The 23,401-nt window shown below is 72.5% G+C and carries 18 protein-coding genes; 5 read left to right on the forward strand and 13 right to left on the reverse strand.

What is annotated here, in order from left to right; all coding sequences use genetic code 11:
* Positions 1-23: 23 nt before the first annotated feature.
* A complete protein-coding gene (locus tag ACFZCP_RS07760) occupies positions 24-1,490 on the reverse strand; it encodes a radical SAM protein (RefSeq protein WP_391425056.1) in 1,467 nt (488 codons plus the stop codon).
* A 122-nt stretch (positions 1,491-1,612) separates the two neighbouring features.
* Between ACFZCP_RS07760 and ACFZCP_RS07765 the strand changes: the two genes are divergently transcribed.
* Positions 1,613-2,692, forward strand: coding sequence for a TauD/TfdA family dioxygenase (locus ACFZCP_RS07765; protein ID WP_391425058.1), 1,080 nt, complete (start codon positions 1,613-1,615; stop codon positions 2,690-2,692).
* Complete coding sequence (locus tag ACFZCP_RS07770; RefSeq protein ID WP_391425059.1) at positions 2,685-3,344, forward strand: hypothetical protein; 660 nt, start codon at positions 2,685-2,687, stop codon at positions 3,342-3,344. Before ACFZCP_RS07765 ends, ACFZCP_RS07770 begins: the two co-directional genes overlap by 8 nt.
* On the opposite strand, the gene ACFZCP_RS07775 is transcribed toward ACFZCP_RS07770, so the two are convergent.
* From ACFZCP_RS07775 to ACFZCP_RS07815, 9 genes are all read right to left on the reverse strand, one after another.
* Positions 3,319-4,404 (reverse strand): hypothetical protein, encoded by a 1,086-nt coding sequence (locus ACFZCP_RS07775; protein ID WP_391425061.1) that lies wholly within the window; start codon positions 4,402-4,404, stop codon positions 3,319-3,321. The genes ACFZCP_RS07770 and ACFZCP_RS07775 overlap by 26 nt on opposite strands.
* Before the next feature lie 103 nt (positions 4,405-4,507).
* Entirely contained in the window at positions 4,508-5,413 is a 906-nt protein-coding gene (locus tag ACFZCP_RS07780; RefSeq protein WP_391425063.1) for a hypothetical protein, read from the reverse strand.
* Positions 5,410-6,657 (reverse strand): insulinase family protein, encoded by a 1,248-nt coding sequence (locus tag ACFZCP_RS07785; protein WP_391425065.1) that lies wholly within the window; start codon positions 6,655-6,657, stop codon positions 5,410-5,412. The genes ACFZCP_RS07780 and ACFZCP_RS07785 overlap by 4 nt, the downstream gene beginning before the upstream one ends.
* Positions 6,658-7,128: 471 nt before the next feature.
* A complete protein-coding gene (locus tag ACFZCP_RS07790) occupies positions 7,129-7,938 on the reverse strand; it encodes an ABC transporter permease (RefSeq protein ID WP_391425066.1) in 810 nt (269 codons plus the stop codon).
* Positions 7,935-8,699 (reverse strand): ABC transporter permease, encoded by a 765-nt coding sequence (locus ACFZCP_RS07795; protein ID WP_391425068.1) that lies wholly within the window; start codon positions 8,697-8,699, stop codon positions 7,935-7,937. The genes ACFZCP_RS07790 and ACFZCP_RS07795 overlap by 4 nt, the downstream gene beginning before the upstream one ends.
* Entirely contained in the window at positions 8,696-9,652 is a 957-nt protein-coding gene (locus tag ACFZCP_RS07800) for an ATP-binding cassette domain-containing protein (protein ID WP_391425069.1), read from the reverse strand. The genes ACFZCP_RS07795 and ACFZCP_RS07800 overlap by 4 nt, the downstream gene beginning before the upstream one ends.
* Entirely contained in the window at positions 9,649-10,530 is an 882-nt protein-coding gene (locus ACFZCP_RS07805; RefSeq protein ID WP_391425070.1) for a hypothetical protein, read from the reverse strand. The genes ACFZCP_RS07800 and ACFZCP_RS07805 overlap by 4 nt, the downstream gene beginning before the upstream one ends.
* A gap of 360 nt (positions 10,531-10,890) precedes the next feature.
* Positions 10,891-12,240, reverse strand: coding sequence for a helix-turn-helix domain-containing protein (locus ACFZCP_RS07810; RefSeq protein WP_391425072.1), 1,350 nt, complete (start codon positions 12,238-12,240; stop codon positions 10,891-10,893).
* A gap of 75 nt (positions 12,241-12,315) precedes the next feature.
* Positions 12,316-12,522: a hypothetical protein gene (locus ACFZCP_RS07815; protein WP_391425074.1), complete on the reverse strand. Its 207-nt coding sequence runs from the start codon at positions 12,520-12,522 to the stop codon at positions 12,316-12,318.
* Between the two features lie 190 nt (positions 12,523-12,712).
* Between ACFZCP_RS07815 and ACFZCP_RS07820 the strand changes: the two genes are divergently transcribed.
* Positions 12,713-14,692 carry a hypothetical protein gene (locus tag ACFZCP_RS07820; protein WP_391425076.1) on the forward strand — a complete coding sequence of 660 codons (1,980 nt, stop codon included), beginning with the start codon at positions 12,713-12,715 and terminating at the stop codon, positions 14,690-14,692.
* A gap of 245 nt (positions 14,693-14,937) precedes the next feature.
* Positions 14,938-15,174 carry a hypothetical protein gene (locus ACFZCP_RS07825; protein WP_391425077.1) on the forward strand — a complete coding sequence of 79 codons (237 nt, stop codon included), beginning with the start codon at positions 14,938-14,940 and terminating at the stop codon, positions 15,172-15,174.
* A 29-nt stretch (positions 15,175-15,203) separates the two neighbouring features.
* Here the strand turns inward: ACFZCP_RS07825 and ACFZCP_RS07830 are convergent, their stop codons facing one another.
* A complete protein-coding gene (locus tag ACFZCP_RS07830) occupies positions 15,204-18,386 on the reverse strand; it encodes a BTAD domain-containing putative transcriptional regulator (protein ID WP_391425079.1) in 3,183 nt (1,060 codons plus the stop codon).
* A gap of 828 nt (positions 18,387-19,214) precedes the next feature.
* A complete protein-coding gene (locus ACFZCP_RS07835) occupies positions 19,215-19,892 on the reverse strand; it encodes a response regulator transcription factor (RefSeq protein ID WP_362683628.1) in 678 nt (225 codons plus the stop codon).
* A gap of 257 nt (positions 19,893-20,149) precedes the next feature.
* Between ACFZCP_RS07835 and ACFZCP_RS07840 the strand changes: the two genes are divergently transcribed.
* Entirely contained in the window at positions 20,150-22,531 is a 2,382-nt protein-coding gene (locus tag ACFZCP_RS07840; protein WP_391425081.1) for a phosphoketolase, read from the forward strand.
* Positions 22,532-22,756: 225 nt separating this feature from the next.
* Here ACFZCP_RS07840 and ACFZCP_RS07845 read toward each other — a convergent pair.
* Positions 22,757-23,401, reverse strand: a 645-nt coding sequence (locus ACFZCP_RS07845; protein WP_391425083.1) for a CAP domain-containing protein, incomplete at its 5' end; no start/stop codon positions are given.

Genomic DNA, 23,401 nt, shown 5'->3' on the forward strand with positions numbered 1-23,401 from the left:
GGCTCCTCGAAGGACAGGGGAGTTCACAGCGAGTGGCGCACGGCTATCTCGCGGAAGTGCCGCAGAGCCGTCGGGTCCTCGGCCGGTTCGGGCAGCTTCTTCTCGGGATGCCGGGCGAGGTAGTCCCGGGTGCACAGCGGGTCCTTGACCGCGCTGAAGTCGCCGGTGGTGCGCTCCGGGTCGAAGCGGCCGATCTGGACGATGCGGCGCGTGGTGCTGCCGGACCGGCAGGAGCTGTAGATGTCGCAGCCGGAGCAGCCCTCGGGCTTCTCCAGGGCCTTCCAGAAGTCGGTGAGCTGCGTCGAGCCGTTCCAGAAGTCCCGCAGGCCGGTGAACTGGTCGTCGATGTTGCCGAGTTTGCGCGGGTGCATCAGACACGGCGTGACGCTGCCGTCGGGGTTGAGTGCGATCAGCTCCTGGCCGCCGATGCAGCCGGACAGGCCCGGGATCCCGATGTCGCCGCAGCCGGCCATCGGGTTGCTCACGTTGGTGATCGAGATCTGCGAGCCGTAGGCCTTCTGCAACTGGCCGATGAACTCGATGGCCGCGTAGTACTCGTCCACCTGCTGGGAGTAGAAGCCCTGCTCGTGGTGGAGGCAGCGCTCCGGGTTGGCGAACTTCACCACGTCCGCACCGGCGTCGATGCCCAGCTCGACCAGCGCTTCCAGCTCCGAGTAGGGGGTGGACGGCGTGTACGTCGGCTTGACGCACACCCGCATGTCGGAGCCGGTCTCGCGCTTGCGCCGCACGGTGTACCGCAACGCGGCGACGACCTTGTCGAAGAGACCGGGGCCGCGCACCGCCGCGAACGTCTCCTCCGACGCGCCGTCGATGCTGAAGCTGACGGACTTGAGCTTGTTCCGGAGGATGATGTCGAGCGTCTCGTCGTCGATGAGGAGACCGTTGGTCGCCATCGACGTGTAGAGCCCCTGCTCGCCGGCGCTGTCGAGGTAGTTCGCCAGGGCGCGTTTGTTGATGGTCGGCTCGCCGCCTGCCAGATGGACGCGCATGACGCCCCACTGGGCGAGTTCGGCCATGAGTTCACGCACACGCTGTTCGCGCATCGTGGTCGGTCCGAGGAACTCGGCCGCGTAGCAGAACGAGTCCTGGCCGCATTTGTGCCGGGCCAGATTACACAGCCAGGTGTAATCGAAGTAGATTTCCAGCGGTCCGCTGAGCCGGTTCTGATAGGGGGACCGGATCTCCCGGATCCGGCCGTCCAGGCCCAAGTCGCGCAGGTCGTCCGCGAGGGTTGTGGGAAGTGACCCGTCGTCCCAGTCCTGGCCCGCCCGTTTGCGCTCGATGGCCCTGGTGACCAGGGAGTTCTCGCTGCTCTCGCGAGGCAGGAAGAACGCGTGGCGGCGATTGCTCCACAGCAGCGGTCCGCAGAATTCGTGACGTACCACGACGTCCACGGGCTCCAGTGGCTCGATGGTGGTCACGGTGGACCGGCGGACGAGGGGATCCGCGAGAGGGATATGAGCGTTCACTTTGCTCCTGAGTGGCGTCGGGGCGCCCATCATGGCAGAGCTTCGAGCAAGCCATCAAGACCTTGTGACAAGCAAGTCACAATTGCTTGTCACAAACCGTCGCCGACGGCTAGCGTCGGCTTATGAAATCCGACCTCACGGCAGGCGCGGTGCTGCGCGCCCCGCTCGACTCCCCGGCCGCCTGGCGCGGTGACCGAATGGCCACCCGCCCCGGCGACTGGCAGGTCCGCCTCACCGACCAGGACCTGGACGAACTCACCGCGCTGGCCGCCCGGTTGGCCCGCGGGTCCCGCCCGTTGCACCACATCCCGGTCGAGGAACTGCGCCTGCCGCGGCTCGCGGTGAAGGCCGTCGGCTGGCGACGGCACCTGGAGGGCGGTCCCGGAGTGCTGCTCGTGCGCGGCATGCCGGTGGCCGGCCAGTCGCAGGAGCGGCTCGAACTCATGTACTGGGCCCTGTCCAGCGCGATCGGGGTCCCGACACCGCAGGACAAACGGGAGTTGTACCTGGCCCACGTCCGTGAGGACGGACCCGCGCGTCCCGACCGGTTCGCCTACCAGACCAACGTGGAACTGCCCTTCCACACCGACTGGTGCGACATCGTGTCGCTGCTGTGTGTCGGCCGGTCCCGCAGCGGAGGCGCCTCGCGCGTGGCGAGCTCGGTCGCCGTGTACAACGAACTGCTGCGCCGCAGGCCGGATCTCGTCGACGGTCTCTACGAACCGTTCTGGATGAACAACAAGGACGAGGCCGACGGCGACCGCGTCCCCTACTACGCGGCCTCCCACATCTCCTGGCTGGACGGCAGGCTGTCCTTCCGCCGCCGGCCGTCCTGGCGCCGGAGGGCGGCCGCCAACGGGCAGCCCGCCTACCTCCAGCCGTCGGGCGACGAGGCGCCCCCCGAGCCGAGCGCGCAGCAGCAGGACGCGCTGGAACTGATGGACGCCATCGCCGGCGAACCCGGGATCGCCCTGTCCATGGACCTGGTGCCGGGTGACGTCCAGTACGTCAACAACCACACGGTCCTGCACGCCCGGGACGGCTTCGAGAACGGCACCGGTCCCGACGAGCAGCGCCATCTGATGCGGATGTGGCTCACCGTCCCGGACGGCCGCCGGCTGAGCGACACCTACGCCCGGGGCATCGCCCGGCAGTACGCCCTGCCGCAGCCGCCCGCCGCTGCCGCGCACGCCCATGACTGAACCGCACCTGTCCGAGGCCGTCCGGCGCGACCCGGCCGCGACCGCCCAGGCCCTGGAGGGGGCGCTGCGCCGGTACGCCCGCCCGGACCGGCTCGCCGCACTCCTGCGCTCGGCGCGGACCGACCCGCGGCTGCTCGGCCTCTCCGAGGTCAGGCCCTGGGGCAACCGCATGGTGCTCCACGAGGACCCGGCGTCGGGCGCACGGCTGCGCCTGCAGCACTGGGCGGGCGGCGACAAGGACCCGCACGGCCGGCCGCACAACCACCGCTGGGCCTTCGCCTCCACCATCCTGCACGGCAGTTACGTCCACCGGCTCTACGGCGACGTGGCCGACGTGGAACGACGCCTGGCCGGTGGCGGCGGCCCGGCGCGGCCCCTGCTGGAGCGCACCGAGTCGGCGGGCAGCCTCTACGTCCTGTCCCCGCAGGCCGTGCACTCCGCGACCGCCGCGGCCGGAACCGTGTCGCTGCTGCTCAGGGGACCGGCCGTGGGCGAGTACGCGGTGCGGCTCGACCGCGACCTGACAGCGTTCGCGGAACGCAAGGGCGGCGTCGCCTCGGAAGGGCGCAGGGAGCGCCCGGAGAGGCCGTTCGGCACGGCCGACGCGGACGCCCTCGGGACACTGCTCAGCACGCTGGGGCTGCTGGACTGACTACCGGAAGAGCACGCGTCGCCGCGTCGTACAGCGCGGGATCGACCAGGGCCCCGGTCACCAGCAGGAAGTCGGCGACCGGGGTCAGCAACAGGGTGCCGCCGTCGAAGGGATGCAGCGTCGCGGCATCCGTGGCGCGGTGCGGTCGGGGCCCGGGTTCGACGGGGGTGAGCCGCATGCCGTGGCGCAGCGGGCCCGGATCCGCCGGGTCCGCCGCCGAGTGCCGCTGCCGCCAGTTCTCGCGGCGCCGCAGCTCACGCGAGGACGCCTCGGCGAGCGCCGTCACCAGCGTGCCGAAACCGGACGGCAGGTGCGCCGTGTCCTGCTCCGTACCCGCGAACAGTTCGAGGAGCTCACCGAGTTCGGGAGCCAGGCTGAACTCGTCGGCGGTGCGCGCGAGCAGCGGCAGATCGAGGGTGCGCCCGGGGGCCAGCGCCATCATGACGTCGACGACGTCCTTGCCGTTGAACGGTCGTTGGAAGCGCTCCTCGGCGACGGCCAGGAGCCCGGCGGCGAGCGGGTCCTGCGGCAGCCCGGGCCGCAGGGGCACCGCACCCTGGTCGCCGGTCAGCGCGCAGGTCAGGATCTCCACGCGGGTCTCGTAGTCCAGCAGAGGGTCCGCCCCCGGCCAGGACAGGGCCACCACGAAGTGCCGTGCCTCGCCGTCGAGCACCGTCAGGTCCACCTCCCGCGGGCCGTAATCGGCCACGAGGGCGCCGACGACCCGCCACAGAGCGGCCGCGTCCGGTACGACCAGGTCGAGATCGTTCATCGGCCGGGGCAGGTCGTCCGGGTACCACGCGGCCAGGGACAGCCCTTTGAGGGGGCGGGCGCCCAGGGGTTCGCAGCTGCGCTGCACACGGGCGTAGAAGGCGGTGCGCTCGGCCCGGCGCCGCAACTCGTCGGCCGAGCCGGTGCCGATGACACCCTCCCGGGCGGCTGCCGTCATCACCAGGGCCCGGAACGCCTGCGAGACCCGGCCCGCCGCCGTCACCGTCTCGTAGGGCGTGGCCTCCTCGTGCAGGTCCAGCAGGCGGCGGAAGAAGGCCAGGTCCGGCACCGGGCGGGGACCACCGCGGTGATCACAGCGGGACTCATGGCGGGACTCATGGCGGGACTCATGGGACTCATGGGACTCATGGCGAAGGTTGCGGGCGGTCACATCAGTTTCCTGGGGTATCGGTCGGGGTCGGGGCGTGCCAGTAGACGTGCTCGGTGCGCCAGCCCCGCCGGTGCAGCGAGGCGACGATGCGGGCGCCGTGCTCCGGGACGCCGGTCGCGCCGCCGTGCACGACATTGCCGAGCAGGGGAAGGCCGGCGCGGGCGGCCCGGGCGAGCGAGGCCTCGACCAGGAGCCCGGTGACGGCGCGGACGTCGAAGGGGGCGGCGACCAGGGTGTCGAAGAGTTCGAGATATGCGGTGGCGGTCACCTCGTCGGTGAACGGCAGCAGTGTCGCGTGCCCGGCGGGCTCGGCGCCGATGACGGCGACGAGGGTGAACCGCCCGGGTGTTGCCATGACCGTGTCCGCCTGCGCCTCGGCGTCCTCGCGCCGCGCCGTCGTGCCCTGCTGGGCCGCGCCGGCCGCGAAGGCATCGGCGATCCAGGAACGGATACGCCCCTGGTGCTCCGGTGCCGCCGGGACCACCGTGACGCCACCGGAGAAGCGCGACGCGGTGTCGCCACTGGAGGAACGCGACGCGGTGTCGCTGCCGGGGGAACCCGACGCGGTGTCGCCGCCGGAGTGGCGGTCCGGCGGGTCGCGGCGCAGATAGGTCAGATGAGGGGTCCAGGGAGCGCACAGCCGGACGTCGGGTGCGGTGCGCAGCAGCACCCCGCTGGTGCCGGGATGGACTGCTGCGGCATGCCGGCGCAGCGCCTCGGCCGCCTCGTGCGACGCGGGAGCCGGGTGGGCGTACTCGACGAGGCAGAAGTCCCGGCCGCTCAACGGGTCCCGGGTCGCCCCCAGCACACAGTGCCCCGCACCGATGTCCACCAGCAGGCCGGCGTCCCGGCAGGCCGCCAGGTAGGCGGGGTCGGCGTCCCGGGGGCCGGGCCCATCGGGGATCATGCCGGCTCCGGTCGTACCACGGTGAGCTGACGCTCGGTCACGGCCACGGCCGCCAGCCGTACCTCTTCGGCCGTCACGCGCTCCAGGGCGCGGATCCCGTCCTCCAGGGACCACGACCGGGTGCCCAGCCCGGTCTCCTGGCTCAGGGTCATCGCATGGTCCCAGGGCCGCTCGGCCGTGGTCACCAGGTCCGTCACGGCCTGGCGCCGGGCCACCGCGAGGTCCTCCGGATCGGGACCGCGCCCGGCGACCTCCAGCAGCACCTCGCGGACGACTTCCTGCGCGCGCCGCAGATTGCGGTTCTCGACCCCGGCCATGATGCGCCAGGCTCCCGTCTCCGTGTAGCTGCGCGACCAGGTGTAGAAGGCGTAGACCAGCCCCTCCTGGCCTCGCAGCCTGCGGTAGAGCAAGGAGGCGGGGGAGGGGCCGAGCAGGTGGGCGAGGACGGTGAACGCATGACGGCGGGGATCGCCGGTCGAGGGGGCACGGCTTCCGGTCGCCAGCCAGGAGAAGCCGTCCGGATCGGCACCGGCGCCCTGGGGTGCCCAGGGCAGCGCCGCGAGATCGGCCACCGGCTCCACCGCGACGGGCGGGGCGGACGGGACGGACGGGGCGGACGCGGGGACACGGGTGACGGCGGTGCCTGCGAGGTGCTCCGCCACCTCGCCGGGCGCGGTGCCTCCCGTACAGACCAGGGCCATGCGCCTGCCCAGGAAGACCTCTCGGTGCACGCCGAGCACATCCGTCAACTCCAGTGCACGCACGGCTTCGTCGGATCCGCCGACCGGGCGGCCGAGCGGATGGCCGGGAAAGCAGGCGGCCAGGTAGGCGTCCTGCACGGTGTCACTGGGGTCGGCAGCCGCGGCGGCCAGCTCCTGCAGGACCGCCTGGCGCTCGGTCTCGACCACGGCGTGGTCGAGCCGTGGATCCAGCACGGCCCGGGTGAGGAGGCGGGCCACCTCCGGAACGTGGTCACCCAGCACCTGGGCCTGGAAGAACATGCGGTCGAGGCCGGTGGTGGCGTTCGCCTGGCCGCCGAGCCGCTCGACCCGTTCGCTGAGCGAGTGGCCGCCGTCGACGGGCGCCGACATCAGCAGGTGCTCCAGCAGGTGGGCGACGCCGCCTCGGCCCGGCGGATCGTCACGGGAACCGAAGTCGACGGCGAGGCAGAGCGTCGTGGTTCTCCAGCGCCCGTCGCTCTCGCCGATCACCGCAACCGGCAGGTCACTGATCATCGTGCTCATACACCCTCGCTCAGCGGATCACGTTCCGGTCGGCCGGGCGCACGGCGGACCCTGGCCGGTGGACGGACGAACGCTGCCGGGAAGCACGGCGGCTTCCCGGCAGCGGGGCATTACTTGACGGGCTTCACCTTGATCTTGTCCAGGCGGGGACGAAGAAGGCTGACGTGGTTGCGCTCCATGGTGCACCTCCTCTCACGGGTCGGGGCCGGGGGACGATGGCCTGCCGGGCGGGAACCTCCGGCCGGCCGCCGGTGCCGCACCGTGGCGCGGTACCGGTGGTTCGGGATCCATGCGCCGCGCAGGGGCTCATGGGCCGGGCTCATGGGGCCATGAGCCCCTGCGGTCGCGTGCTCGATGACCGCGTGCTGGGTGGTCGCGTGAGGGGCGGCCGGGTCCTTGACGGCCCCGTGCCGGGTGGTCGTGCGCTCGATGGCCGTGTGCCTGCCGGCCGGGTGCGGGCTGGTCGTGGGGTCATGTGCCGAACTCGATGGCTCCGGTGCGCCGTCCGCGCTGCGCGACCCGGCCGAAGGCGAGGACGGCGACGGCCAGCCAGCCGGCTCCGACGGCCGCGCCGAGCGAGGCCTGCTGCAGCACCCGCACGGCCGGAGCGCCGCCGAGAAGGCCGCGCAGAGCGGCGAGTTCGTGGGTCAGCGGCAGCGCCTGGGCCACCGCCTCGACGGGCCCGGGCCAGTAGCCGGTCGGAACCTGCACCCCGCAGACCGCCATCATGCCGAGGTAGGCCGTGTTGGAGACGACGTTGCGCAGCGCCGGCCGGTCGGTCACGAGGGCGGCCAGCGTGAGCCCGAAGCAGTAGGTCCCGAGCGCCGTCAGCATGACCAGCACCAACGCCATGGGGACGGTGCCCGGCGTCCAGCGCAGCCCGAACACCGGGCCCAGGGCGAACAGTGCGGCCGCCGAGGTGGCCGTACCGCTGACGACCCACTGCAGACTGCGCACGACGAACGTCCAGGCGAGCTGTGACGGCGCCGCGACCAGCAGCGGCAGGGTGCCGAGCGAGCGCTCCCAGGCGCTCGACGCGACGACCATGGTGGCCTCGATGGCGCAGGCCATCAGGGCGTTGCCGGTGACCAGGAACCGTTCGTCGCCGCCGGCGCCGGTCAGCCGTCCGACGAGGGTGAAGAACACCACCTGGCTGAGCATCCGGACCAGCCAGCCGAACAGCCAGGTCCGCCAGGTGTAGACGGCGGCCAGCTCGGCCAGGGCGATCGCGCCTCCGTGCCGCAGGATGGTGAGCGCCTTGGGGCGCGGGCGGGGCGTCATGCGTGCCCCAGGGTGCCCAGGACGCGCACGCGGGCGAGCACCCGGCGCAGCAGCAGTGCGGCGCCGCCCAGGCCGGCCGCCGCGAGCAGGCCCAGCGCCAGCAGTTGCACCGGCAGTTGCCGGGGCGCGTCCGGCCGGAAGGCGGACCGCAGCAGCTCGGCCGACCAGGACAGGTAGATCAGCCGGCTGACCGGATGAAGCCAGTGGGGAAGCACCCCGACGGGTACGACGATGCCGGACAGCAGATAGAAGGGGAAGCTCAGCGAGTTCTGGTAGGGCCGCCCGCGCCGGGTGAGGACCAGTACCGCCGCGATCATCGCGGCCGTGCACGCCGTGGCGAGACAGGACGCGAGGATGCCGGCGACGAGGGCGACCGGATGGTGAACCGTCAGACGGACCCCGAAGCACAGGCCGACCGCCCAGGCCTCGGCGAAGGCGATCAGGCCTGCCGCGGTCACGGCGCAGATGCGGCCGCCGACGACCAGAGCCATCGGGGCGGGGGCCGCCACTGTCGGTTCGAGGGTGCCGCTGTAGCGGTCCCGGTCGATGAGGTCTCCGGCGGTGAACAGTCCCAGCGACCAGAGAGCCATCAGCATGGGGGCGACGACCGCGTTGGCGGCGATGCCGGGCCGGCCGGGGTCGTCGGTCATCGCCAGGAGGATCAGGGTGTACAGGGGCACGGTCGCCAGCGTGTGCAGTTCGCCGGGGGACCGGCGCAGCAGGGCGGCCTGCAGGCTCAGGCCGGCCAGGAAGGCCCTCACCGGGCGACCTCCATGCCGCGCTCGCCGATCAGCGCCAGATAGACCTCTTCGAGCCCTGGGCGAGAGGTCGCCAGGTCGGTGACCCCGGCGTCCACCAGAAGCCGCAGGACGGGTGTGAGCCTCTGTTGGTCCCGCACCTCGATCAGGGTGGTGCCGCGGGGATCGGTGCCGGCCGTGACCACGCCGGGAAGGACCCTGATCCGCCCGACGAGGTCGTCCGGCACGCCACTGGCCTCGATGCGCTCGTACCGCGTCAGGAGCGAGCCGAGTTCACGGGGGGTCGCCGTGCGCAGGATGCGCCCGCCGTCGATGAGCGTGGCCCGGTCGCAGACGGCCTCGGCCTCCGCCATGTCGTGGGTGGTGAGCAGGACGGACCGCCCTTCCTTGCGCAACTCGCCGATCAGGGCACGGAAGTCGCGGGCCGCGACGGGGTCCATTCCCGTGGTCGGCTCGTCGAGCAGCAGGACCCGCGGGCCGTGCATCAGCCCGCGGGCGAGGTGGAGGCGCTGCTTCATGCCCCGCGAGAAGGTCTCCACACGCTCGTCGGCGTGCGCCGTGAGGCCGAAGCGCTCCAGGAGCCCGGCGGCGCGTCGGCGGATCTCGCGGCCGGGTACGCCGTACAGGGCACCCCAGTAGTGCAGGTTGCGCCGGGCGGAGAGCCTGCCGTACAGCCCCCGGTCGCCGCCGAAGACGCATCCGATCAGCGGGCGGACCGCGGCGAGTTCGCTCACCACGTCGTGCCCGAGGATCCGCGCGCTGCCCTCGCCGGGCACCAGGACGGTGGCGAGGATCTTGCAGAGAGTCGTCTTGCCCGCTCCGTTGGGGCCGAGCAGTGCGTGCACCTCGCCCTCGCCGACCGACAGATCGATGCCGTCCAGGGCGATGCGCCCGGTTCCCCCGCCTCGTGACGGCGGGAAACTCCGGTGCAGCCCGAGGACCTCCACGGCGTTCATCGCAGGGCCTCCACGGGGTCGGGACCGGCGACGGACAATGCGTCGAGCAGGTGCATCAGCCCCGACTCGCCGACGCACGCGGCGCGGTACTCGCACATGAGGTCGATCTTCTCCGGTGAGCCGTCGTACCCGATGGGGGGTGGTGCATCGGTGATCCGCGCGAGCACCGGCAGGCCCGTGGCGCGGGTGAGCCGCTCGGCGGCGGCGTCGGCGGCCGGGTGGTCGCTCACCCGGTTGAGCACGAAGCCGAGCAGGAGAGTGCGCAGCGCCGGGGTCAACCGGTCCGCGAGCCGGGAGGCGTCCGCGGGGTCCGCGTGCCGGGCGCTGGTGACCACGACCACCGGCAGTCCCGCCCGCTCGGGAAGGATCTGGTTGGCCAGGTCGGCGGCGGCGGGCAGGTCGCCGGCCCCCGCTGCGCCTTCCACGAGGACCCACGGCACCTGGCCGGCGAGGCGTTGGAAGCCCTCCTCCACCGCCTCCTGGCAGCGACGGCGCAGCCGGTCCGGCAGGGAGCCGAGATCGAGGCGGTCGGCCCCGGTCACCGGGACCCGTCCCAGACGACGGCCGCGCACGTAGAGATCGCCCTCGGGGGCGCGCGCGGCGGGGAGGTCCACCAGGACGGGGTTGTGCCACCAGCGGGGGACCACCCCGGCGGCCGCGCAGCTCTGGACCGCGCCCCGCCGCCAGGGCGGCAGTGACCGCCCGGCGTACTCGTCCGGGGTGACGACGGCGACCGCCTTGAACGGGGCGCAGCTCGTACCCCGCTGAAGGAGATTACGCAGAATGCCGATCGAGACACCGGTCTTGCCGACCCCCGCGGACATTCCGAGAACCGTGACGCCCTGTCCGCCGAAAGGGATGGACTCTGCTTCTCTCATGGTGAGCACCACCCCTTCCCGGTCGATATTCGGCTGCGCCGTCCCGACCATGGTCACATGTCTGTGACTAGGAAGTCAATATTGTCAGTCACAAACATGGGGGTGTGTATCTGTGCCTCTGAGGCGCGCTCGGTCGTGGAAGGCCGGGTCGTCCGGACGGAAACCCGGTCGTCCAGGGGAAGAGGCTGTCGGGGCGGGAAGCCGTCGTCGGAGGGGGAGCCGGTTCGTCCCGGTGGGAAGCCGGTCGTCCCGGCGGGAAGCCGGTCGTCCCGGCGGGAAAAGGGGAGGGGCGAGAAGAAGCCCGTGGACCACGGCGGTCCACGGGCTGGGTGAGAGTGGGGCGGGGGGTGTGAGGGATCGTCAGCCGTCTGCGGTGGCGCGGGCCGGTTCGGCTGCGGAGATGGTGCCGGAGCGGTACCCGAGGCAGCGCAGGCTCTCCCGGTAGGCCGCGAGGCTGCCCCGCTCGTCCCCGGACTCCTGCTGGATCTCGGCCAGCTCGGCCCAGGCGAAGCCGGCCTGGCGGGTGGCCTCGGACGCCTCCAGGGAGAGAGCGGCCCGCTCGCAGGCCGCCCGGGCCCGCTCGGCGTGGCCCTGTCGCAGCTCGGCCCTGGCCAGCACCAGAAGGGCCCGGGCGCTCTGCAGCCGGTGCCCGGTGCCCAGCAGGGTCAGTGCGGACCGGGCTCGGTCCGCGGCGGCCGCGCAGTCGTCCAGCGCCAGGTCGGCACGGGCCATCGCCGTCTGGCAGTAGGCCTGGTCCACGGTGCTGCCGTGGCGGTCGAGCTCCTGCTCCGCGAGGGTGAGCTGCTCCTTCGCAGCGGGCGCGTCCGGGGTCTCGGCGTCCAGCAGCACCACCGCGTAGGCGTTGCGCAGCCGGGCCATGGCTCGCTGGTCCTCGCCCTCGGCGTACAGGGCCAGGGCCTTGCGGATGAACGTCAGGGCGTCCGCCGCCCGGCCGTTGCGGTGTGCGACGAGGCTGGCGTTCCAGTACGCGGCACCCCGGGCCCGGTTGTCGGTGAGCTGCTCGGCCTGCTCGATGGCACGGGAGGCGAGGTATCCGGCGCGGTGCAGGTCACCGCGCTCGGTGTGCAGCCCCACCAGTGTCGACATCAGTTCGATCGCGGTGACGGACGACGGGATGTCCAGCCGCTGCAGGTCGGCCAGCTTGGACTCGGCCAGTTCCACGGCGTGCGCGAGATCGCCGAGTTCCCGGTAGCAGCGGCACAGCGCGATGACCACGGTCAGGTCCGCGACCGCGCTCGACGTCTGTCCCTGGTTCTCGGTGTCGGTCTCGCGCAGCCGCTCGTACTCGACCAGTGCCTCCTCGAGGCGGCCGAGCGCCTCCAGGGAGCGCGCCACGCCGAATCCCACCGTGGACCGGATGTCGGCCGGTCCGTCGTCGCCCACTCGCTCCCGGACGCCGAGGAAGGCGTTCAGTGCCGCCTCGGGCTCGCCGTTCGCCAGGGACATCTCCGCGTAGGAGACCTCGACCTCGAGACTGCCGGGGAGCTCGGGCGCGAGGCATTCGAGCAGGTATCCGGGCTCACATTCGAGGCGCGCGGCAATACGGCGCAGTACCTCCTCGGAAGGGGTGCGCTTTCCGCTCTCCAGGAGTGAGATGTAGCTGTGCGAGAGATCGCTGCCTGCGAGATCGGTTTGCGACATTCGCCTCAGCCGGCGCTGGCGACGGATGCGCGATCCCAATTCCGCCATGTCGGACACTGGATTCAGCCCTTCCGGTATGTTACCGGAAAGTTAACCAGAGGGTTCAACAGGCAGTCAAGCCGCTCAGCAGCAGGGTGGGAAATCCGTGTCCACCGAGGCGTCCTGGACGGAGGCCGGTGCGGAGTCCTGAGCCCGGGCGACGGACGGTTCTGCCGTCGCCCCGCTCATGAGCACCGGCAGGGACACCAGGGTCAGGACGGCGACGACCGTGACGGCCGGTGTGCGGCGCCGTGAGATTCCGGAGGTGCGGGTGACGGCGGACGTGGTCATGGGGAGACTCCTCGTGCTCGTGGGATTCGGGGTGCCCGGACCGGAGGTCGAGGAGGACCGGAGCACCGTTGCTTGGAGCGACCTTGAGGCATCCCGATCTACGTTCGATCCCCGCGCGCTGTACGCCCGTGCGGACAGCGGCGGCGGCCCGTAGAGGCCCTGTTGATCATCCGCGGACACAATCCGCTCCATGGAACTCCTCACGGCCCGTCGGCTCCTGGCGGCGTACGCGATGCTCGACGGCCACGATCGCCTCCGTGCGCCGCACAACAACCCCACCGCGCGGGAAGAGACACACGATGCCGAAGCCGGTGCGACGGGGGAACCGGACGAGGCGGCGGCCTCCGAACGCGTCCTCCGCGCGGTCGCCGGACTCCTCTTCCGTCTCACGGCCCTGACGGCGGCTCACGGGCCCGACGCCGCCAGGGGTTTGCTGGACGCACTCGCCGCGTCGTCCGGCACCACCCACGCCGACGGCGCCGTACAGACCGTCCTGTCGTTCCTGGAGACAGGCCGGCGACCTGGCGAAGTCACGCACAGGGGCGACATCCTGCGTGCCCTGCGCCGCCGCGCGCACGTCTCGCAGAGCCTTCCGCGCCGCCCGTACAGCAGTCCGTTCGATGCCGCCCGCGACCGGGGACGCCCTGCCCGGGCCGACTCGCCGCCCGGCCCGGGCCCGCTGCCGCCGTCCCCGCAGGCCCGGCCCTTTGGCCCCGGCCCGCTCCCGCAGTCCCTGGAGGCGCTCGCCGCGTCGCTCGTCACCATCCGCTCCCACCTGCCCCGCGACCTTCCGTACTTACCCGGGCCCCACCTCACGGGCCCTTCCGTCGACCAGCAGGTGGACCGCAGAACCGTACTGATCAGCCCGCCCGATCGCGGGTACGCCCTGCTCCTGGCCGGCGAACGGCCCCGGTTCGGCCACAGGATCGCCGCCCTGCTGCAGGACCTGCGGCCGTACCTCACCCCCTCGGACGCGGCCTGGGCGCTGTGGGCACACGTGCACCAGGAGCAGCCGGGCGAGACACTCGACTTCCTGCTGGTGACCCACGACGGCGCCCCGCGCAGGACGCGGTGGGCGTACCGGCCCTGGCGGCATCGGGGAGACGATCCGGTGCGGCTGTGCCGTGACCGCCTCCCCTCCGTGTCCCCCGTCCCCGCGCAGGGAGAGATCCTGGTGGCCGGCACGGGCGATCCGGTCACCGTGCGGGCGGCCGCCCCGGGAATCGTCGAAATCGTCGCCGAGCGCGCCGCCGAGGCACCGGTGCGTGCCCTCGTGTACCGCGCACCGTCCGCACAGCCGCCGGGCCTGAACCGGTTGGCGCAGCGTGCCGCCGGCCTCGTCGGCGCCTGCCGGGGGCGGGCCGTCGCCAGTGTCGCGTCCGGCCAGGTGCGTCTGGACCGTGCGCTGGGTCCGGACCAGGAGACCGCTACCGCCATCGGCGGTGCCGTCCTGCGCCGGCTCCTCGACGAGGCGCCGCCAGTGCCCCTGATGGCGGTCCAGATGGACGACGAAGGCCCGCTCGTCAGGTTGCTGCCCAGGGACTACCGGGCCTATCTGCAACTCCGGCTGCCCCGGACACCGTTCGCCCTGATCCCGAGGTCCAGCCCGCTCGTCCGGTCGATCGCGGCCGTCCTGTACGACCGGTTGCTCACCCTGGACCTGGGGCACCGGATGCAACGGCACGGCGGCGGCCTCTTCATCGATCTGGACGACGGATCCTTCCGGGAACTGGTCGCCGACGTCCGGTCGGCGAGAAGCACCGGCGGCCTGCTGCTGGAGACGGCCCTGCTCACCTACCGCACGGATCCCGCCCGCTTCGACGCCTACTTCCAGGACCGCTTCGGGCTGCCCGGCGACCCTCACCGAACCATCACCGACATCCTGGACGAGGCGCGGGGCCACCGGGAGACGGCGCGCCGACTGGCCGCCCTGGACCGGACGTTCGCCCCGGTCACCGGCCTGGAGTCCGCAGACCCCGGTGTCCGTTCCCTCGTGCAGGACGTGCTCTGCGAGGCGGACCCCGGCGTGATCCACATCAACGTCCTGGACGACTACTACGCGGCCCAGCAGCAGCGGGTACGGGCGCTGACCCTGCTGCTGCGCCTCCCCTTCCGCCTGCTGTCCCTGCACTACTCGACCGTGACGGGGGACGTCTTCCTCCAGGAGTGACGACAGGACGCCGTAGCCCGGCCCACGTCTTCCTGCACGGCCGACGGCAGGTCGCTGTCGCCGGGCGGTCTTCCTCCGCGACCGGCGGCAGGACGCCGTAGCCCGGCCCACATCCTTCTGCACGGCCGACGGCAGGATGCCGTCGGCCGTGGAGCGCATGCCGTAGATCCGATGTAGATCGGAGCCTGCGACGGTGGTCACGCCTTCGCACCGGCAAGGCACGAAAGAGCGCGAGGAGATGTGGCATGCGCAGTCCCCATGACGCCGTCCGGCGAGCGGAGCGACGCCCCGTACGAGCGGCGGCACGCGCCGGGGCCGCCGGTCTGGTCGCAGCCGCGCTCCTGTCCGCAGCGGCGTCCGCCGTCCTGCTCCTGGGCGTCGCGGAGCACCGGCACGGCGACGGGCCGGCCGGGGTCCACGTCTCCGCGGCGGACCGGGACGACTGGAACAACACCGTCTCCCAGCCCCCGCCGAAGAGCTGAACGGGCAACGAGGCCGATCCGGCCCGCCATCACACGGGCAGGTCCTCCCGAAGTGCTGTCGCGTGTACCGCGTCCGGCAGCCCGAGGCGGGCGAAGACCGCGGCGGCCTCGCCGAGCCGGGCCGCCGCCTCCGCCGCCCGGCCGAGCTCGGCGAGAGCCCGGCCGGACGCGACCAGCGCGTGCCCGCGGTCGCGCTCGGAACGGCCGTCCGCGCAGCGGGCCACCGCCTGCCCGGCGGCGGCCACCGCCTCCGCCGGGCGGCCCATGGCCCGCAGGGTGTCGGCGAGCCGGTAGTGGGCCTGGGCCTCACGGCCGTGCAGTTCCATCGCCCGGCACACGCTCAGGCACTCCGTGTAGTGCGCCACCGCCTCGTCGTACTGTCCGAGTTCGTGCAGGCACAGTCCCAGGACGGACAGCGCGTAGGCCACGCCCTGGTGGTCCGCGGCCGCGCGCAGCTCGGCCAGTGCGCCCTCGCACGCCCGGCGGGCCTCCTCGGCGCGCCCGCAACGCAGCCTGGCCAGCGCCGCGTTCACCGTCGTCGCCAGTTCGCCGGACCGCTGGCCGAGTTCCCGGGCGAGCCGGACGGCCTCGTCCAGGCGCTCCACGGCCTCCTCGTGGTCGTGCTGCAGGAGCGCGACCAGTCCGAGGTCGTTGAGGATCTGGCCGAGGATGGGTGCGTCACCGTTCTCGCGGCAGTGGGTCTCGGCCACCCGCAGATGCTCCCTCGCCACGACGAGCCGGGTGCCCTGCACCGCGATGTTGCCGCACAGGAAGCGGGCACGGCCCACGGTGCGGCGATCGCCGTGTTCCTCGGCGGCCTCGGCCACCGCCAGGGCGGCCCGCACCAGTTGCTCCCGCTGCACGTAGGGCCCGAAGGCCGTCAGGGCGATCAGCAGATCCACGGCGGCGGCCAACAGGGGCGCACCGTCCGTGGCCCCGGGCCCGGCACCCGAGGCACCCGCGCCGGCCGCCCGTGACTCGCGGGCGGCTGCCAGGACGGCCGAGAAGGCCGCTTCCGACTCGGTGGCGGCCCAGGCCCGGGCCGTGCGCACGTCCGCGAGCCCGAGACCCGCCGAACGACTGGGGCTCAGCGTCGCGGCGACCGCGTCGCCGGGTACCACCCGCTGGAAGGCCCCAGCCGCGGTGGCAAGCAGGAAGTCGAGCAGCCGGTCCAGCGCGAGCAGGCGCTCCTCGGCCGTCGCCTGCTGCTGCCCGAAGACGCGCAGCAGGTCGTGGAGCCGGTACCGTCCCGGGCAGGAGGTGTCCAGCAGCGAGGCGTCCACCAGGGATTCGAGCTGCTCCTCGGCGGCGTCCTCGTCCAGCCCGAGCACGACGGCCGCGGCCGGGGTCCCGATCTCCGCGTCGCAGACCGCCGCGATCAGCCGGAACGCCCTGGCCTGAGCCTCGCTCAGCTGGCGGTATCCCATCTCGAAGACCGCCGCCACGGTGAGGTCGCCGGCCCGCAGTTCGGCCATCCGGCGCCGCTCGTCGACCAGTCGTACCGCCAGCGACTGTGCCCCCCAGGTGGGACGTGCCGCCAGCCGGGAGGCGGCGATCCGTACGGCCAGCGGGAGCAGGCCACAGCTGTGCACCAGCTCTCGCGCCGCCGCCGGGTCCTCGGCCACCCGCGCGGAACCGGCGATGCGCTCCAGCAGGGACACCGCCTCGTCCGCCTCGAAGGCCGTCAGGTCGACCCGGGCCGAGGTGGGCAGACCCCACAGCCTCGACCTGCTGGTGAGGAGCACCGCGCAGCTGGCCGATCCGGGGAGCAGCGGCGCGATCTGGGCGGCGTCCCGCACGTCGTCCAGGAGGATCAGCACGCGCCGGCCGTTGAGCAGCGAGCGCAGCAGCCCGGCGCGGTCGTCCAGGCTCGCCGGCACGAACTGCGCCGCGACTCCCAGCGCGGTGATGAAGCTGGCGAGCACCACACCGGCGTCGGCGGGATCGTGGCGGTTGCCGCGCATGTCGGCGTACAGCTGGCCGTCCGGGAACCGAGCGCTGACGCCGTGAGCCGCGCGCACCGCCAAGGCGGTCTTGCCGACCCCGCCCATGCCGGTGATCACGACGACCGGCGGTGCGTCGCCGTGGTCCGCGGCCAGGGCCTGCGTCAGGCGCCCGAGCGCGGACGAGCGACCGGTGAAGTCCACGGTGCCGGCCGGCAGCTGGGCCGGAACGGGGGGAGAACCGACGAAGATCCCACTGGTTGTGCCGGGAGGAGGGTCGCCTGCGCCGGCGGCGGGCGGCGGAGAGACCTGGTGAGCGCTCTCAGCGGTCCGTGGGAGGCTCGCCGGCCTCGTCGGGCCGGCCCGGTCCGCCGCGCCGGGCGTGGGCACCGCCCTGCCGGCGGCCGACTCCTCGTCGCCGCCGGGCGTGCGCGGCGCCGTGTGCAGGACGGCGCCGACCGCAGCGGGCGGCGAGGTCCGGGCCCGGGGCTCCTCGGCGGTGAGAGCCGCGGGGGCGGGGTCGTCGGCGAGCAGCCGCTGGTAGAGGGCGCGCAGCTCGCGACTCGGTTCGACGCCCAGGTCGTCGGCCAGCCGGGCGCGCAACCGGTGGTACGCCGCCAGCGCGTCGGCCTGCCTCCCGGCGCAGTGCAGGGCCCGTATGTACAGGGCGTGGAAGCTCTCGCGCAGCGGGTGGGCGCTCACCAGGGCACACAACTCGGGGACCGCCAGCAGATGGGCACCCCGGCCGATCATCAGGTCGAGGTGCTCTTCGAGCAGGGTCAACCGGACCTCTTCCAGTCGACTGCGCTGCTGCTCCGCGTGCGGGCCCGGTACACCGGCCAGCGGTTCGCCCCGCCAGAGGGCGAGCGCCTGCCCGATCCGCTCGCCCGCCTCCGCCGGCCGTCCGGCCGAGCGGTGCCCGGCCGCCTGCGCGGCAAGGTGCTCGGCCCGTACCGCGTCGACATCGCCGGGATCCAGGACCAACCGGTAGCCGTCACCCACGGAGACGAGGGTCTGCGGCCGGGTGGGGGACTCGTCGAGGCTGCGGCGCAGGCGCCAGGCGTAGGTCCGCATCATGGCCGCCGCGGAGTGCGGCGGTTCCTCGCCCCACACCCCGTCGATGAGCTCCGGCATGGAGGCGGCACGTCCGGAACGTAACAGCAACACCGCCAGCATCGCCTGTTGTTGTGGCGAACCGACGTGGATGGTCCGCTCCGCGCGGGTGGCGCGCAGCTGGCCGAGTACGGCGAACCGGATGCTGTGCGGCATGCCGGCCTCCGTACGGTGGCCAGCCCCGAGGCGTGGTGCGGGCGGCGCCTGCGCATCACGACGACGAGGCTCGTCCAAGATTTCCTCCAGTCCCACGACAGACTCCTGCGGCCCCGGGCCTGCTCACCCGTACGACGCCACGAGGGCGACGCGCCAGGCTCCGGGGCGACATCTACGCTATGAACGATTGCCTCAGGTCGTCCAAGGTTCCCGCCCGGCGCGTGTCACCAGCGGTGGGTGGGAGACGAGGCGTACTCGGCTGCCGGTCGCACGGGCCGTCGCCAGGCCCTTCACCGAGGTCGGGCAGCCGGTCCGCGTAGGAGAGACGGACGGGCCGACCGATACGCCTGCGTCGGGGTCACGCACCGCGCCTCCTCCGGCGGCGTGGCCTCGGTCCGCCCGAAGGGCCGCATCACCAGGGTCGTCGGCGCTGTCGGACTCGTCGGCCCCGGCGGCCGGTGGGGCATTGCGCACCCGGCCCGCACCGGTTCGGCGGCATGACAGGGCGCAGCGGATCCCGGCCGGCCTGCGCATGGTGTCCTTGCCGCCACTGCCGAACACGCCTCGGTGGGTGCGCGGGAAAGGCGGGCGTGCTGCCCGCCGCCTCGGCCGCCCTCTCCGTCGCCGGGGTGGTCCGCCCGCTGCCGGTGGCGTGCCGCCCTCCGGCGCGACCACGGCCGGTGTCGTCGCCACATGCACACCGGTCGGGGTGCCCGTCCTGGCGTCCGGTGCCCGCATCCTGGCCCGCGCCGCGATCAGCGTCGGCTCCTTGCTGCGCCCGTGTGCCGCCCGGCCCGCCCACGGAAGCCGGTCCGCCTCGCCCGGGCCTCAGGGGTTGTCGAGGTGGGCGGCGAGGACGGCCGCCTGGACCCGGCGCTGCACTCCCAGCTTGGCCAGCAGGCGCGAGATGTGGTTCTTGACGGTCTTCTCGGACAGGTACAGCTTCCTGCCGATCTCGCGGTTGGTCAGGCCGTCGCCGATCAGGGCGAGGATGTCCCGTTCGCGCGGCGACAGGCTCGCCAGCTCGGGCGGCAGCGAGGGCGTCGCGGCGGGGTCGGCCCGCAGGGACCGCATGAGGCGGGCCGTCGTCGCGGGATCCAGCATCGACTGGCCCGAGGCGACGGTGCGCACGGCCGACACCAGGTCGGAGCCCTTGATCTGCTTGAGGACGTACCCGGACGCCCCGGCCATGATCGCGTCGAGCAGGGCGTCCTCGTCGTCGAAGGAGGTCAGCATCAGGCACGCCAGTTCCGGCATCCGGCTGCGCAGCTCCCGGCAGACCGTGATGCCGTCCCCGTCGGGCAGACGGACGTCGAGCACGGCCACGTCCGGGCGGAGCGCGGGCCCGCGGGCCAGGGCGTGCTCGGCGGTGTCCGCGTCACCGACCACCGAGATCTCCGGTTCGGCGTCCAGAAGATCGGTCAGGCCGCGCCGCACGACCTCGTGGTCGTCCAGCAGGAACACGCGGATCGGGTCCTGCTCCGTGAAGGTGCGTGTCTGCGTCATGACGACCTCTCGTTCCCCGGTGGGGACAGCCTCCGGACTGTCCACAAGACGATCATCACCCGTCGGGGCCGTGTGCACTAGGGCCGATCGGCCCCTGCCACCCGCCGCCACCGGAGCAGCACGCTGCAGGGGTGGCACCACCACGCGGCATGCCCGATCGCCGCGGTCCCGGAATTTTCCAGACATTCACCACAGACTGTCCAGCGATCGACAACCGGCGCCCCTGCCGGCCACCGACGATGCCTTCCGGAGTTCCCATGTCCCACGCCGCCCACCACGAGGCCACCGCCCTCACCGACGAGGAACTGCGCACCCTGGACGCACACTGGCGCGCCGCCAACTATCTCGCGGCCGGCCAGATCTACCTCATGGCCAACCCGCTGCTGAGCGAGCCCCTGAAGCCCGCGCACATCAAGCCCCGGCTGCTCGGGCACTGGGGCACCTCGCCCGGCCTGAACCTCGTGTACACCCACCTCAACCGAATGATCAGGGCACGCGGACTCGACGCGCTGTGCGTGTGGGGACCGGGGCACGGCGGGCCGTCGGTCCTCGCCAACTCCTGGCTGGAGGGAAGCTACAGCGAGACCTACCCCGACGTGACACGGGACGCGCCCGGCATGGAGCGGCTGTTCCGGCAGTTCTCCTTCCCCGGCGGGGTACCCAGCCACGTGGCCCCCGAGACCCCGGGCTCGATCCACGAGGGCGGCGAACTCGGCTACTCCCTCGCCCACGCCTACGGCGCGGCCCTCGACAACCCGGATCTGCTCGTGGCCTGCGTCATCGGCGACGGAGAGGCGGAGACGGGCCCGCTGGCCGCCTCCTGGCACTCCAACAAGTTCCTCGACCCGGTGCACGACGGGGCCGTGCTGCCGATCCTGCACCTCAACGGCTACAAGATCGCCAACCCGACCGTTCTGGCCCGGCTGCCCGAACCCGAACTCGACGCGCTGCTGCGCGGCTACGGCCATGAACCCCTCTACGTCACCGGCGACGACCCGGCCACCGTGCACCGCGCCCTGGCCGCGGCCTTCGACGAGGCACTGAACCGCATCGCCCGGTTGCAGCACCGCGCGCGCCAGGAGGGCGCCGACGAGCGCGCGCACTGGCCCGTCGTCGTGCTGCGCACACCGAAGGGCTGGACCGGTCCGGCCGAAGTGGACGGCGAACCGGTCGAGGGTACGTGGCGCGCCCACCAGGTACCGCTGGCCGGTGTCCGGGAAAACCCCGAACATCTACGGCAGTTGGAGCAGTGGCTGCGCTCCTACCGGCCCGAGGAGCTGTTCGGCCCCGACGGGCGGCCGGTCGCCGACGTCCTGGCCTGTATCCCCGAGGGGACGAAGCGGCTCGGCGCGTCCCCGCACGCCAACGGCGGACTGCTCGTGCGCGAGCTGCCCGTGCCGGCCCTCGACGGCATCGCCGTACCCGTCGACAAACCCGGCACCAGCCTGCACGAGCCCACCCGGGTCCTGGGCACCCTGCTCGAACAGGTCATGCGGGACACCGCCGGCCGGCGGGACTTCCGCCTCGTCGGCCCGGACGAGACCGCCTCCAACCGGCTCCAGGCCGTCTACGACGCCAGCGGCAAGGCCTGGCAGGCCCAGACGCTCCCGGTCGACGAACATCTCGACCGGCACGGCCGGGTCATGGAGATCCTCTCCGAACACGTCTGCCAGGGCTGGCTGGAGGGCTATCTGCTGACCGGCCGGCACGGGCTGTTCTCCTGCTACGAGGCGTTCGTGCACATCGTAGACTCGATGGTCAACCAGCACATCAAATGGCTGAAGACGTCCAGGGAGCTGCCCTGGCGCGCGCCCGTCGCCTCCCTCAACTACCTGCTGACCTCGCATGTGTGGCGGCAGGACCACAACGGCTTCTCGCACCAGGACCCCGGCTTCGTCGACCATGTGCTCAACAAGAGCCCCAAGGTCGTGCGCGTCTACCTCCCGCCGGACACCAACACCCTCCTCTCCGTGACCGATCACGTGCTGCGCAGCCGTGACTACGTCAACGTGATCGTCGCCGGCAAACAGCCCTGCTTCGACTGGCTCTCCCTGGACCAGGCGGGCGCCCACTGCGCGCGCGGCGCCGGCATCTGGGACTGGGCCGGCACCGAGAACGGCGGCGAACCGGACGTCGTCCTGGCCTGCGCCGGTGACGTACCCACACTGGAGGTGCTGGCCGCCGCCCAGCTGCTGCGCCGGCACCTGCCCGAGCTGGCGGTGCGGGTGGTCAACGTGGTGGACATGACCCGGCTGATGTCGCACGAGGACCACCCGCACGGGATGAGCGACTTCGAGTACGACGGCCTGTTCCCCGCCGACAAACCGGTGATCTTCGCCTACCACGGCTACCCCTGGCTGATCCACCGCCTCACCTACCGCCGCACGGGCCACGAGAACCTGCATGTGCGCGGCTACAAGGAGTCCGGCACCACGACCACCCCGTTCGACATGGTCGTGCGCAACGACCTCGACCGCTACCGGCTCGTCATGGACGTCCTCGACCGCGTGCCCGGCCTCGCCGTGCGCGCCGCCGCCGTGCGCCAGGCCATGGCCGACGCCCGCACCCGCCACCACGCCTGGATCCGCGCGCACGGCACCGATCTCCCGGAGGTCGCCGAGTGGAGCTGGAACAGCTGAACCCGGATCCCGGACGGTGGGTGGGGCCTCTCGTTCGGATCTTGCCGGGGCACGGGCGGTCAGGCCGGCCTCACGTCACGGCGAAAGAAAGCCCCTAGCGGCCCGGCCCCGCGCCCGAGCGGCGCCCCCGCACGCGTACGCACCCCCGGCCCCGGCGTCTGTCTCGACGCCGGGGCCGGGGGCTTTGGTGCGGGGGCGTGGCGGATGCATGCCCGACCGGGGGAGTCAGCCTGCGAAGTCCTGCGTGATGTAGACGGTGCCGTCAGCGGCTTGGTCTATGCCGACTCCGACCAGCTTGTAGTAGACGGTGAACGGGGGGGTGTCGTGCTTGATGTCACCGTTGGAGTAAGGGTTCTTCGGGTCATCGGGGTCGCAGCCCATGATGTTGTACTTGTGGCCCCACTTGGACGCCTCGTCGTGGTTCATCCAGTCGTCCATCGCCGTGTCGAAGGTGTCTCCCATGCCCCAGTGGACGTTCTCGCCCTGGGCTTGGGCAGCCGATGCGCCCAGGTCGCTGTGGATGCGCCCCTTAGTCGCACCGTTGTCCGTGTCCCAGGGCAGCGAGCCGTCACTGCCCACGTGGCCGCGATTATCGGTGGCCGCAGCCGTGAGGTTCGGGTGGTCGGCCAGGTCCTTGCTGTGGGCCCGCGCGGTTTCCGTGAGTTTCGGATCGGCCTTCAGCGGGGCGCATCCGTACTTCTGACGCTCACTGTTGATCAGGTCGAGGAACCGCTGCTCCTCCGAGGGCGCCGGCGTATTGGGGTTGCCGTTGGCCCAGGATGCGGCGATGTCGCTCTTCCCGTCGCCGTTGAAATCACCGGCGGCCCACTTGGTTGTATCCATCCAGCCACCCGCGTTCGTGGCCCAGTG

The organism is Streptomyces sp. NPDC007971, assembly GCF_042958635.1.
Classification (GTDB): domain Bacteria; phylum Actinomycetota; class Actinomycetes; order Streptomycetales; family Streptomycetaceae; genus Streptomyces.